Annotated in this window: 5 protein-coding genes; all 5 read right to left on the reverse strand. The window is 66.5% G+C overall.

Translation table 11 applies throughout. The features are described from left to right. Nucleotides 1-70 precede the first annotated feature (70 nt). Nucleotides 71-1,882 carry a SpaA isopeptide-forming pilin-related protein gene (locus tag G1C97_RS02425; RefSeq protein ID WP_169240366.1) on the reverse strand — a complete coding sequence of 604 codons (1,812 nt, stop codon included), beginning with the start codon at nucleotides 1,880-1,882 and terminating at the stop codon, nucleotides 71-73. 403 nt (nucleotides 1,883-2,285) lie between these two features. Continuing rightward, entirely contained in the window at nucleotides 2,286-4,064 is a 1,779-nt protein-coding gene (locus tag G1C97_RS02430) for a hypothetical protein (RefSeq protein WP_169240367.1), read from the reverse strand. 903 nt (nucleotides 4,065-4,967) lie between these two features. After that, nucleotides 4,968-10,796 (reverse strand): InlB B-repeat-containing protein, encoded by a 5,829-nt coding sequence (locus tag G1C97_RS02435; RefSeq protein ID WP_169240368.1) that lies wholly within the window; start codon nucleotides 10,794-10,796, stop codon nucleotides 4,968-4,970. A 1,078-nt stretch (nucleotides 10,797-11,874) separates the two neighbouring features. After that, nucleotides 11,875-13,065, reverse strand: coding sequence for a hypothetical protein (locus G1C97_RS02440; RefSeq protein ID WP_169240369.1), 1,191 nt, complete (start codon nucleotides 13,063-13,065; stop codon nucleotides 11,875-11,877). Between the two features lie 441 nt (nucleotides 13,066-13,506). Then, entirely contained in the window at nucleotides 13,507-13,785 is a 279-nt protein-coding gene (locus tag G1C97_RS02445) for a hypothetical protein (protein ID WP_169240370.1), read from the reverse strand. Between the last annotated feature and the right edge of the window lie 71 nt (nucleotides 13,786-13,856).

A 13,856-nucleotide genomic window follows, 5' to 3' on the forward strand; every position in this document is an offset into this window, starting at 1 on the left:
GTGTTGTGCTGGCCGCGTGGTCACTGACGAACTGGTTGTTACCGGTCCGTGGCGCTCACGTGGTTCGCGGTCAGGCGCGGAGCGCTGCGGCTTCGGCCTTGGCGTTCTTGACTCCGCGGCGGATGACGACGACCGCGCCGGTGGCGATGATGGCGGCGATGAGCGTGGCGATGATGACGCCGATGCCGCCGGTCTGGGCGAGTTCGCCGAGGTTGCGGATGTTCTTCACGGTGACGACGTCGTTCTTGTTCGAGACGAGGGTCCCGCCGTTCGCGATGGTGACGGTACCGTCATCCGCGATGGTGACGGTGAAGGTCGGCAGCGCCGCGTTGGAGTACCCGGCTGCAGGCGTCTCCTCCTTCACGGTGTAGGTGCCGGCGGCGAGGCCGGCGAAGTCGATGCTGGCCTTCTTGGCCTTCGCCTCGGCGTCGCTGACGGTGCCGTCGTAATCAGTGTCACCGCTGAGGAACGTGGTCGCGCCCGCCTCGTCGGCCGCGTTGCTCCACTTGCCGTCCGCGGCGCGGACGAGCCAGGTGTCGGTGGGTGCGGTGCTGGTGTCGGTGGTGTCGTGACTGGCGATCTTGAAGGCAGCCCCGAAGACGGGCGTGGTGCCGTCGACGGCGGTCTTATCCACGTCGAAGTCGAAGGAGTTGACCTTCTTCTCGCCGTGGCCCTCGCTGGGGACCTGCCCCTCGTTGTAGATGTTGCCGGCGTCGACGCTGTTCTTCGCGACGGTGGCGTCCTGATCATCGCCACCGGTCTTCTGGACCGTGTAGCTGATCTCCAGGCTCTTGCCCGCGTTCGCGGCGTTGAACAGGGCGTCCGTCCCGTCCGTCTTGAAGTCGGCGGCGTTCAGGACCATGGCCCAGCTGTTCGCGTCGTCGGTGATGTCGACGCCGTCCTTCGCGGCGTTCAGGGCGGCCTTCTTGCCGAGCTGGACCTTGCCGAGGACGGTGGCCTTCACGTCGTCGCTCACGGCCTTGCCGTCGATACTCACGGTGAAGGAGTCCGTGTCCGCGGGGGCGGTGAAGCCGTTCGACGCGGTATCGGAGATGTAGAAGGTCTTCGTGTCCAGCAGGTTCGGGAACGCGGTCCTGGCGGTGAACGTCACGTCGTCGCCGACCTTCGCGGAGTCCGCGTTCGCGGTCTTCACGACGGGGATGGTGTTGCTCTTCACGACGGCCGAGCCGAGCGCGTAGCCCTTGTAGTCCTTCGACAGCTGGAGCCCCTTGCCGTTGTCCTGGAACGTGGTGCCCAGCGCGATGGGCAGGCCGGAGGCGAACGTGCCGTCGTCATTCAGCACCTTCCCGCCGTCCTGGTTCTCGACGATGAGGTAGTAGCCCTCAGTCAGGTCGAGGTTCAGGGTGCCGTCCTTCGCGATGGTGGTGTCGTCCGCCTTCACGGTCTTCGCGGCCACGACGGGGTCATCCCCGCCCACGGTCGCATCAGCGCCGACGAGGCCCTTCGCGAGGGCGTTCGCGAACGCGCGGAACTGCGCGGCGGTCACGGAGCCGGACTCGGAGCCGCTGAGCACGAAGTTCAGCGTGTCCTGGGAGGCGTTCTTCGCGCTCACGTCAATACCAGCGTCGGTCGCGGCCTGCGCGGCGAGCGCCTCGACGCCCGTGGCGGTGGTCACGCTGAACGAGTTGACGGCCGTGCCGTCGGCGTTCTTCACGACGTTCGCGTAATCGCCCAGCTTATACGCGGTGAAGTCGCGCCCCTTCAGGCTGGAGCCGGCGATGGGGCTCAGCGTGATGGACGCGGCGTCCGTCGGGGCGGCGACGGCGGTGCCGGCGAGGGCGCCAGCGCCGAGGATGGACGCGGAGGCAAGGGCCAGTGCGGCGAGCTTGCGGGTCACAACGATGTTCTTCATAAGGGTCATTCCTTCCAACCAACGCCGGCACCCGGTCGGGCCCGGCGGATGCACAGGCGGGACCAGCCCAACACCAGTCCCCCATACCCATGTGACCTATATCTAACCGGCCGTAAGCCGCACCACGAGCAAGACAGGAACAATGGCCCCGGAACCGCAGCAGGAAGGAGAAGACGCGGAACCAGACGCGGCTCATTCCTCCCCACCCTGAAGGGTGGGGTACCCTGAGCCGGACTGGGATGGTTAGGCGGCTTCTTGGGGTTCTCCCCTGTCGCTGTATTCGGATTCGCCGTGGGGAACGAGCAGGTGCTTGGTGGTAGTGGGTATGGGGGTCGCCGGCCTCTGATTCACACCGGTTCCGCGCCGTCCATCGGCCCAGTCGCGTCTCGCCGCTGGATTCGCTCCTCGGGCGTTAGCGTCCACGGCCGGGGCGTCTCCGCGTCATCCCGCTCGTGGACCCGCCCGTGAGTCCGTTCTCGCCGAGCCGGAGGTACTTCATGGCGAGGCCGGGTACGGCGCGGATGCGCTCCGCTTGGCGCTTCCCGGTGAACCGGATGGGCCGGTACGGATGGTCGATGACCGGCTCCTCGGGTTCACTGAGCGGCTCGTCGGAGTACCACCAGCCATCCGTATCCGCGTGCCTCGCCCCCGCGCCGCGGCGGCGAGGCCGCCCCCGCCCCTCGTGCCGGCCGAGCATGGCCTCCACGCGCATGAGCGGGTCATCCCCCGCCGCCACGTCGGGGAACGCCGAGTCGGCGTCCACACCATGTTCATCCGGCCCATCGAACGACCACGGGCCGACCGGACCGTCGAACGGTTCGTCATCCATGGGGTCCGTCACCCCGACCGGCAGGAGGGAACCGGAATCATCACCGAACCCGAGCACCACACGGTCCCCCGCACCATCATCACCGGCGTCGCCGAGCACGGCGCGGGTCGCATCGGCGCGCCCATCCTCCCGGTCCTGCCAGTCAAGGAGACTCGGAACGGCGCTCGCGGACGGCTGGACGGAGCCTCCCGCCACGGCAGCCGCGTACGCGAGGCATGAGTAGTCGTCCCGCAGGTCGAGCGGCGAGCAGTCATCCTCGTCCGTCACGCCGGCGATCCTCCTGAGCATGAGCACCTGGTCGGAGAACCTGTTCCAGTCCATGCGCACGCGCGACTCGTCCAGCTTGTTGAGGATGATGTCGTACGCGGCCCGCGTCACGCCCATCATGTCCGGGTCCGTACCCTCCGGCACGGCGAGCGGGAACCGGTCCTCAAGGTCCACGCGGCGCAGCCCGCCCAGCTCCCCGGCGATGTCACGGGCCACAGGCGAATCATCCACGAGCGGGTCCGCCTCACGCTGCTCGTCGCTGAGCACGGCCCGCGAGCCACGCTGCGCCTCGCCGAGGATGCTGTCGAACGGATGGTCGAACCTTCCACGCCCGTACCGCTTCGCGAGGCCGTTCACGCGCGCCTCGATGCCGACCCTCGCCAGGTCACGCGCTATCTGCTCGCTGTTCTCCTCGGGGTCCGACCACTTGTCGTTCCACCGGTCGTTCAGCCTCAGCCACACGGCGGCGGGGACGGAAGCGCGGGTCACGACCGCGAGACGCATCAGCTGACCGAACCTCGCCCGGTCCTCGTCCGTCACACGCTCGCCCGACCACCTATCCTCGGCACCATACACGAGAGCGGCGCGGCTCGCCTGCAGGTCAAGCTCCCGGTAACGCGGCTCATAGCCGAGGGCGAGCTGATGCACGAGCTCCGGGGCGTATGATTCAAGGTCCTCCCGCTTCCAGTCACCGGTCCTGACGAGGAACTCCCTGTCATACCCGTCCATCACGTCCAACGCGTACCGGCACAACGCGGACGGCGAGTCAATCACCACGCCATGCGCGTCAGGCGCAGCCGGAGCCCCGGCCCTGCGACCCGCACGCGCGGCGCGGATGCGCTGCAGGAACCCCACGCGACGCTCAGCCGCCAGCCCCTCAAGCGAGGACGAACCATCAGACGGGCCAGACGGGGATGCGCCACGCGCCGGAGCCGGGACGGCTGGAGCCGCGGGAACGGAGGGAACGGCGGAAGCGGTGACGGAGGACTTACGCAGTGAGGCGCGAGGAGACGACGCCGCCGCGTTCGCACGGGCCATCAGCTCCTCGCCGTACCGCTGCGCCTCACGCTCCGTCCTGAAGTGCGGGCCGCCCACGGGGCACCTCCGCTCGGACGCCGTGCACCGGCCCACCCCGCCAGTCCTGGGGTTCACATGCCACCCCTTACCCCTACCAGACATCAGGCACCTCCCGCCCCGCATCAGGAACCACCGGCCACGAACAGCCGGACACTACCAACGGGCATATCCCCACCAGGCCCCGCCGCATGACCAAGCACAGCCAACGCCGATACGCGCAGAACACGCCAGCGCTACGATAATCCCGGACCACCCGCGCGCGTCCTCACCGGCCTTCTCCCCCTGTTCCTCGGCCTCACGGAATAACCCGGACCACCCGCGCCCGTTCCCTCATTCTCTTCATCAGGGTTCCAGACCACCCGCGCCCGCCTCGGTCTTCTCCGCCTGGTACTTCCTGTCATCGGAAGAATCAGGACCACCCGCGCGTCTCCCCTCATGCTTCCGCGTCGCCGTTCAATCCTGCCCGGATCGCGAGCGGGGCCGGTGCCTGCTGGTGGTTGGCCAGTGGCACCGGCCCCGCTGGGGTGTTGGGAGGATGGGCTTGGTGGGAAGGAACCTGCGGCCGTGGTCCCGCGTGGGGTTCACCGCTTGGCCGCTGACCAGCGAATATCTCCAGCCGGGAACCAACCCGTTCAGCCCACACTCAGGAACCGGCACCCCGATCATCACCACGGCCAGGCGGTCACGGCCGAACCTGATAAGCGGCTGGGAACCACGGACACCGAGGAGGGCTGGAAGGGGAACCCGAAGAAGAAGACGAGGGATGGCGCGGGTGGTCCTGAATCTCCGGAGTGCCGCGGGCGGGGCGGAGGAAGGAGATGAAGTGGCGCGGGTGGTCCGGGATTATCGTCTTGGAATGGGGAAGCCCCCGGTGCCGGCGTTGCCGGTCCGGGGGCTTCCCTTGTGGATTGTGTCTGTGTGTTACTTGCCGCTGTTGGTTGTGGTGGGCTTGCTGAGCTTGTTCGCGGCCCGGTAGAGCATCGTCGTGGTCACCGCCGCTCCCGCGAGCAGGAGGAGGATGACGCCGCCGGTCTGGGCGAGCACGCGGATCGGTGTCGCGGTCGGTGCCTTGACCCAGTGGGCGTAGATGGTGACGTCCTTCGTGACGGGCTTCGTGTAGTCGTACTTGGTGGTGTACGTGGTGTCGGTGTACCAGCCGTCGAACGTGTAGCCGGCCTTGTTGTTCTCCTCGGCCGTGGGGTCGGGGTCGGGCTGGGTCGCCCGGTGGCCGTCGATGACGCTCTGGTCGGGGATGGTGCCGTTCGCGTTCGTGACCTCGTGCTCCGTCTTGTTCTCGTCATCGTCGTTCACCTGGCGGTGCTTGACGGTGTGGAGGACGAGGCACTCGTCGGGCAGGTTGACCTTCACGGTGCTTCCGTCCGGGTTGACGAGCCATGCGCCCTGCTTCGAGTAGACGAGGCCGCCCCGGTCGCTGGCGTTGGGGCTGCTGACCCCGCCCGCGACGGTGAGCCGTCCGCTCGTGCCGGTGATGGCGGTGCCGCGGGTGTCGCTCCGCAGCACCCATGCGCCGCTCTTGCCGGTGACGATGGCGCCCGCGATGGTCTTGCCGTCGCTGGTGGTGCCGTTGTCCCACGGCATGTCGCCCTCACCGCTGGTGAGCTCGCCGCTGAGGCCGCTGATGCCCCTGACGCTGCCCATGAGGTTCGTGTCGTTGTACGGCAGGCCGCTGACGAAGTAGCCTCCATAAACGGTGTTCACGCCCATGTCGTAGCGCGGGTACACGCCGTACAGGCCGGTGATGGTGGACCAGTACGGGAAGCCGTCGGAGCTGACGTTGCTGGTCGCCCCGTTCTTCGTGTTGACGTACCAGAGGGTCTTGTCCTTCGCGAGGGCGATGCCGTAGTTGTGGTCGTCATCGATGTAGCCGGCCCCGGCGGTGAGGTAGTCGCCGCCGTCCATGCCGTTGACCTTCGTGGTGGCGCCGGTCGCGTCCATCGTCCATACCCCGTCGTCACCGTAGACGAGGCTGATGCCCGCCTTGCTGAGCGGGTACGGGCCCGAGCCGCGGATGGCGCCCGTGGTGCCCTTGGCCTGGGTCACGGTGCCATCCCCCGCGACGAGCCACGCGCCCTTCGTGGTGCTGACGACCCAGCCGCTGGTGGTGATGTCGGCCGGGTAGGAGTTCGTCAGGAGGCTGTACAGGTTGTCGCTGTAGTCGGTGCCGTTCACGTTCGTGATGTCACCGGTCGGACCGCTGACCTTCGTGGCCTTGCCGCCCTTGATGAGGTAGGCGTCGCTCTTCGTGGCGACGAGAACCCCGTCGGTGAGCGGGCGCTCGCCGCTGACGCGCGTGGCGTTCTGGATGTCGGTGCCGTTGGCCTTGATTCGTGTGGCCTTCGCGTCCTTCGTGACGGTCCATACGCCTTCGTCGGTGACGATGACGCTGCCGCTGTCCTTGAGTGGTTCGGAGCCGATGACCTGCCTGACGGTGCCGGTGATGCCGGTGACCTCGTCGACGCTTCCGTCCTTGTGTGCGAGCCAGACGCGGTTCATCGTGGCGATGATGCTGCCGCCGTCACCGAGCGGCGAGTCGCCGTAGGCGCTCGTGACGATGGGCGAGCAGTCCTTCGGCTCGTCGGGGATGACGGTCTGCCAGTTCGCGTACAGGTCCGTGTCATCGGTGACCTTCGTGTTGAAGTCCCACTTGCGGCAGCCGCTCCGGCAGGTGTACCAGCCGAGGAACTCGTAGGTGTCGTCGCGCTTCGGGTCCGGGTCGGGCTGGGTGGCGGGCGTGTTCCACGGGACGACCTGGTCGGGGATGTTCTCCTTGCCGTTCGTGCCGTCGAACTTCTTGCCGTCGTCATCGAAGAACCTCACGCGGTACGTGCCCTCGCTGTACTGGGCGTAGAGCGTGGTGTCGCCGGTGACTGGCGTGGTGAAGTCGTACCTGGACTCCTTGCCGGTCTTCGGGTCCTTGCCGTCCTTGTCGAGGGACCAGTAGAGGAACTTGTCGAGCTTGTCCTCGTAGCCGGTCGGGACGTTCGGGTCCGGGTTCGGCTGCGTGGCGGTGGCGCCCTTCTTGACGAGCTCGTCGGGTATCTCGGAGGTGACCTTGTCCTTCGTGTTGTAGGTCTTCAGGTCCTTGTCCGTGGAGTCCTCGTGCCAGCGGTACTTGACTGTGGCGCACTCGCTGGGGAACTGGATGCGGATGGTGGTCGCGTCCGGCTTGACGAGCCAGGCGCCCCTCGTGGAGTAGACGAGGCCGCCCCGGCCCTCGGCCCTCGGGGCCGAGATGCCGCGCGCGACGGTGAGGCGTCCCTCGGTGGTGGTGATGGGGCGCGCCTGGCCGTTGTTGGGCGCGGTCACGTTCCAGGAGCCGTCCACGACCCACGAACCCGCGGGGCCGGTGATGATGCTGCCGCCGTACTTGACGCCGGCCGGGGAGGTGCCCTCCTCGCCGGGCAGGCTGCCCTCGGCGCTGGTGATGGGGCCCTTCGTGCCGTTCACGCGGTACGCGGTGTTGTCGTTGCCGTCGATGATCCACGCGCCGTCCTTGCCGTAGATGAGCGAGGCTGCGAGCGGGCTGGTGCCGGTCGCGCCGGTGAGCTCGCCCTGGAGCTTCTGGACCTTCGCCGTGGTGTTCGCCTCCGGGTCGATGATGTAGGCGTCCGTGTCGTCGTACACGAGGAACCCGTAGTCATGCGCGTTCACGTAGCCGCTGCCGGTGACCTTGTAGTCCCCGTTGCCGGGCACGTTGGTCTTCGTGGCGTTGCCCTTCGCGTCGATGAGCCACACGCCGTCCGGACCGTAGGCGATGCTGATGGCGTCGCTGGTCAGCGGGAAGTCGCCCGCGCCGGTTATCGAACCGGTGGTGCCGGTGACCTTCGTCTCCTTGCCGTTCGCGTCCACGAGCCAGACGCCGGTCGTGGTGGTGAGCATGTAGCCGTGCGCGTAGTGTTCGTAGTCGTCGCTCACGTTGTGCATGTCGTTGCCGCCGGTGACGTTCGTGATGGTGCCGGTGTATCCGGTCACCTCGATGGGGTCGCCGATGGTCATGCCGCCGTCCGCGCTCTTCAGGACGTACGCCTTGTTCGCGTCCGTGTAGAGGAGCACGCCGTAGTCGAGCGGGTTGTCGCCCGCGACGCCCTTCACGCCGGTGATGGACTTGCCGTCCACGGTCACCTCCGCGCTGGTCTTCTCGTACTGCTTCTCCGCGCCGTACAGGCCGCTGGCGGACCACACGCCCTTGTCGGTGATGACGAGGACGCCGCCGCTGTTCAGCGGGTTGTGGCCGATGACGTTCTCCACGGTGCCCTTGAACCCGGTCACCTCGTGCGCGAGGGTGCCGTCGCCGTTCACGAGCCAGACGCGGTTCTTCGAGGCCACGACGCTGCCGGTGCCGTCCCCGAGCGGGCTGTTGGCGGCCCCGTCGATGATGACGGGCGCGCAGTCCGAGGGGGCGTCGTTGATGGCGTCGACCCAGTGGGCGTAGAGCGTGAGGTTCTGCTTGACGGGCGTGGTGAAGTCGTACTTCGAGCCGCCGCTCGCCTTCGTCCACCAGCCGTCGAACACCTTGCCGGTACGCCCGTCGTTCGGGTTCACCGGGTCCGTGGTCGGGCGCTTCGCCGTGTCGTGGTCGGCGTCCTGCGGGTCGAGCACCTGGTCCTTGATGGTCGGGTTGCCGTTCTTGCCTTCGAAGTTCGTGCCGTCGTCATCCACGAACCGGACCCTGACGAGCGGGTTCGCGATGGTGACGGTGTACGTGATCTGGTTCACGGTGCACAGGATGCTGTGCGGCTTCGTGGCGGTGGAGGGGTCGTTGCACTCCGCAGGCGTGGTGGCGGGCTTCGGCCAGCCGCTGGCGCCAGCCGGGTCGAGGTTCATCGGGATGAACTTGAATCCGGTGGAGCCCGCGGGGACCTTGAACGTGGCGGTCTTCGGGTCGAACGTGATGGTGCTCTCACCACTGGTGGAGAGGTCCGTCCTCGTACCCGACCAGTCGTCGCACATCCAGGAACCGCCGTTGTTGCTGGAGCAGGAGTAGTTGCCGAGCACCCACTGCGTGTTCTCGTCGCCGAGGATGGAGGCGTTCGTGCCGGACCCGTCATGGTTCCGGTAGGTGATGAGGTCCTCCAGCTTCAGCGTGTAGAAGCCGTTCTCGTCCACGTCCTTCAGGCCGGGGTCGATGGTCTTGCTCGGGTACTGCAGCTGCAGGCCGCCCCGAACCTGCCAGGTCTTCGAACCGGCGCCGCCCACGACGAAGTCGCGGAGGTCGTTCGCCTCGATGAAGCCGTGCGGGGACATGTTGCCCTGCTGCGGGTACGCGCCCTTCAGGAGCGGGTTCTGCGAGAAGTCTATCTTCGTCAGGTCGTTGCCGGAGACGTCGAGGTACTTCAGCTTCGGGAGCTTGGTCACGTCGATGTAGTTGTCCGGCCACGGGCCCGAGTCGTTCGCGAGGAGCACCTCAAGGTTCGGGTTGTTCGTGAAGTCGTACTGGGCGACATTATTGGAGCCGTTCCAGTTCCGCTCGATGTCGGCCCTCGTCAACGCGGGGTTCTTCGACAGGTCGAAGATCCTCGTGCCGGTGCGCCCCACGGCGAGCCGCTCCAGCTTCGTGTTCTTCGAAGTGTCCCACAGGTTCGTCCACGGCTTGGTGGACGTGTCCGTGCCGACGCAAGTCTGATGCAGACTAAGCACCTTCAACTCCGGGTTCTGCGACGTGTCGAGCTTCGTGTTCAGGCCGGCGCAACCGTTCACGAGGTTCATCGACGCGTCGAAGAACTCCAGCTTCGGGTTCTTCGTCAGGTCGATGCTATGCAGGTCGCTGTTGCCGCTGATGTTCAGATGCACGAGCTCCGGGTTATGCGTCACGTCCAGCGAAGCAAGATCCGAGACGCTGTTGCCGGAACCATCCATGCTGATGTCGCCGCTCGCGTTCTCGCCGTCCCAGTTCTCGTCATCCCACTTGTAGTGGCCGCCGTTCGAGGCGCCGAGCCACTGCAGCGCCGGGTTGTTCGACACGTCGAGCGTGGTGAGCTCTCTGTTCGACCCGACGTACAGGGTCTTCAGGTTCTTCAGCCCGGAGATGACGATGTCACTGCCCGGACCACCCACGGAGTGGAGGTTATCCACGCCGGTAACGTCAAGCGTCTCCAGCAGCGGGTTCGCCGACAGGTCGGACAGCTTGAACGGCATCTCCCCGCTATGCGACGAGTTCAACTGCCTCGACTCGCTCAGGTCGAGGTACTTCAGCTTCGGGTTATGAGACAAGTCGATCGTCGCCGGGTCCTTGTCGTACCAGGTGTCGAAGTGCACCACCAGCTCCTCAAGGTTCGGGTTCTTCGAGAAGTCGAACTTCGTGTTCGTCGGGGTGTAATCCCCCACCTGGTACGGGCCGTAGCGGAACGAGACCAGCTGGTCCCCCACCTCGCTCGTATCCACCTTCGCCCCGTAGTAGGTCCAATTGTGCGGCGTGGCGATCGAGACCTTCCGGATCGCGACGCCCTTCACGGTCCTCGGGACCTTGAACACGTCTGGGCTGTTCAGCCAGTAATCAGCGCATTGATGGTCCTTGCCGTTATCATCCGTAAGCCAATTCTTCACGCCCGTAAGCGTTCCATCCGCGGTCACCACATAGCAATCATCGGCGGTAACGCCATCGGCGCTCGCGTTACGCAGGAGCGCCATCGTCATAGCCCCGCCGCCGGCGACCGCCGCGACGAGGAGCAGGATGAGCCACCAGCCGACGAACCGGCGGCGACCCATGGTCAATCGAGACCACATAGCCATGTCCTTCCAACAATCCAAGCGGCCCAACGATGCCCAACGCCCGCCGATACGGGGCGAAGGCCAACGGACCGCCAACCCAACAACCAAGTAGGGAATATCCCGGCCCCCGTGGCGCACGCCACGATGAGCCAATCCCCCACCAGCACCATGTATCTAACCGGCGAAGCGCCGCCCGAGGGCAAGCGGAGGGAGGAACCACGGCTGGAGACCGGCAAGAACCAGCGGGAGGAACGAAGAAGCACGAACGCGGGTGGTCCGGGTTGCTCTCGCGTTAATCCCGGACCACCCGCGCCACGTCATTCTTCTTCATTCATTCCGCGCTCGTTCTTCGCTCCCTGACCGTTGGGTCGGGTTCCGTCTGTGCCGTGGTCCTGCTCGGCGACCGGGATGATCATCCCCGCCCGCGCCGCTTCATTGCTCCCTATCGGGGCTTGGTTCTCGTCGGTTCGGTCCTTGGCATGATGAGGCCCCTCCGGTCTTCTGCTGACCGGAGGGGCCTCATGCCGGCGAATGGTCCGTGGGCCTTCGCGTGACCTGCGTCCTCCTGATTGGCGGGGTTCCCTCATTGGGACCGCCACGTCCTCAGGGCGCTTCCTGGGCTTCGACCGGCTGTCCTCCGTTCCCCACCTCGGTGGGGCGGTCGGACGATACTGCACATGCCTGGCCGGGCGGCGACGCCTCGCCGCGCTACCATGGTCCGGGTCACCGAACCAACTACTTGTTACGCGTGCCAATCGAATATCACGCATTGGGCACTGACCACGCCCAACGGGAGGGGAGGCGCAGGGGACTAGCGCGGGTGGTCCGGGTTGTTCTCGCGGTAATCCCGGACCACCCGCGTTGCTCTCCTTGGGCCTTCCCCTCCTGTTCCCCGACCCGCGAGGTTCAGGACCACCCGCGCCGCGTCCCCTCAATGTTCCTCCTTGGTGGGGGCGGGTTCTCGTCGTCGGTTCCCTGGCATGGCGAAGCCCCTCCGACCGTTGTGTGGTCTGGAGGGGCTTCGTCGTGTATGTTCGCCGTTCCGCGTTGCACCTATGCACCGGCGACGCTCATTGCCGCTGGCGTGGGGCCGAGCCGGTCAGTTGACCTTCGCGTAGTACACCTTCCCGTCGGGTCCGCAGGTCTGGACGTATGAGCCGCCGTCATCCACGCCGTAGGGCTTGCCGTCGATGTACTGTGCCTGCTGCCAAGCCCCGAGGCTGTGCTGCTGGCCGTTGATGGTGGCGCTGGACTGGCCCCACATCGCGGCGCCGCCGTTGCCGTTGTGTATCCCGTAGTACGTGGATCCGCCCGCCGTGTGGTACGCCTGCATCACGTCGGTACCGCTGCTGTCTATCGCGCCCTGGCACTGTCCTACCGAGTAGCAGTTCCCGCCAACGGTGTAGCCGTTGGAGCGGCGGGCCGAGTAGCCGCTGCCGGTGCCCGTGTATGAGCGTGCGCCGGACCCGTAGGAGCCGCCGCCGTAGCCTGAACCGTATGAGGAGCCGCTGTAGCTGCCGCTGCCCGACGTCTGGCGAGCTGCCGTCGCTTGCGCTGCTGCTCGCGCCGCCGCTTCCGCTTGTTCACGGGCGATGCGGTCCTGACGAGCCTTCACGGCGTCGTTCACCGGCTGGAGCTTGTCGGTGATGGTCTTCGCCTTCGCGTTGAGGCCGTTCACGTCACGGTCCTCCTCATACCCGTTCGCCGCGTTGATCGCGTTCCGCAGGTCCTCGCGCGTCTTATTGTCGTCCACGTTCCCGTCACTCGACTTGAGGAGCGCGTCGCCCTTGTCGAGCGCGGCCTTCACCGCTTCACGCGCGTTGAGAATGTCACGCTCCGCCTTGCTCTTCTCCAGCTTCGGCGTGAGGTCCTTCAACTGTTCGACGTCCCGTCGGTTCGCGTCGGACTGCTCGTCCAGCTTCTCGGCGAGGGCGCGCTTCGCATCAGCCGTGTAGCCGGTCGTGTCGGGCCGCAGCACGTTCATGCTGAGCTGCTCCCGCGTGGCCTGCTCCACACCATCCATGCTCGATACGAGCTGAGCGTCCTGCTCCAGTACTTGGTCCTTCGTGTACCGGCCCGCGTCGTGACTCTTCATCGCCTGCCTAGCGAGTTGGCCATGCCAGGCCTGAGCCGATGCGATGGATGCGTCAAGCCGCGCATCAGCGTCGTGCATGTCCAGCGCCGAGGCGCCACCGGTCACGCACGCGACCGTGAGCACCGCACCAACTCCACCGGCAATGAGGGTACGAACGCGACGCGCCCCACTCCCAATCATCCTTGCCCTGCCCATTGATTCCATCCCCCGATACCCACGCCGATCGGTGCGCGGGTGAATAGGAAGGCCGCCGCCCCTGAACCACCGGCGACGGCACTCACAACACGACGGACATATCCGGCCACAACGGAGCCGGCCTGCACGCGCGGCATGGGAGAAGGGAATGCTACGCGACGCAGGCGGAGAATGGCGGGATGGATGGGAAGGCAAGGCGACAAGGCGGGGAGGGGCCAACGCGGATGGTCTTGAACCACTCGCAATCGGGCAGGAGGAGCAACTGGAGAAGGTGACGCCCGGCCCGACAGGCCCGAACCAATGGGACAGGGGCGCGGGTGGGGCGGAATCTCCCGAAGGGGAAGAAGGAATGACGCGGCGCGGGTGGTCCGGAATGTTCACGTTAATCCCGGACCACCCGCGTTGGTTCTTCTATCCCTTCGGCGAGTTCGGGGGCGTTCGTCACTTCGTGGGGATGCTCGCGGGGTCCGTCGTGATGGTGTCCACGAACTGCTTGTTGCCGGTGAGGAGGTCGGCTACCTGACCGATGGCCCAGACGAGCCAGTTCCAGCCGGCCTTGATCACCTCCACGGGGCTGCCGAAGATGCTGAGCAGGGCTACGCAGAGCCCAGCGATGAGGATGAATGCGGCGATGCGCTTCAACCAGTACAGGACACCGTCCATGTGGTCCTCCCCTCCCTTACCGGTCAGCCGACCCGGCTGCCCGGCTCTTGTTCTCATTGGTCGTTGGTTCGCCTGGCCCGTCACGGCGGGCGCGTCCCGGCTTCCCCATATCCCCGTTGGGGCGTCGC

Origin of the sequence: Bifidobacterium olomucense (assembly GCF_012932375.1) — a bacterium.
Lineage (GTDB): Bacteria > Actinomycetota > Actinomycetes > Actinomycetales > Bifidobacteriaceae > Bifidobacterium > Bifidobacterium olomucense.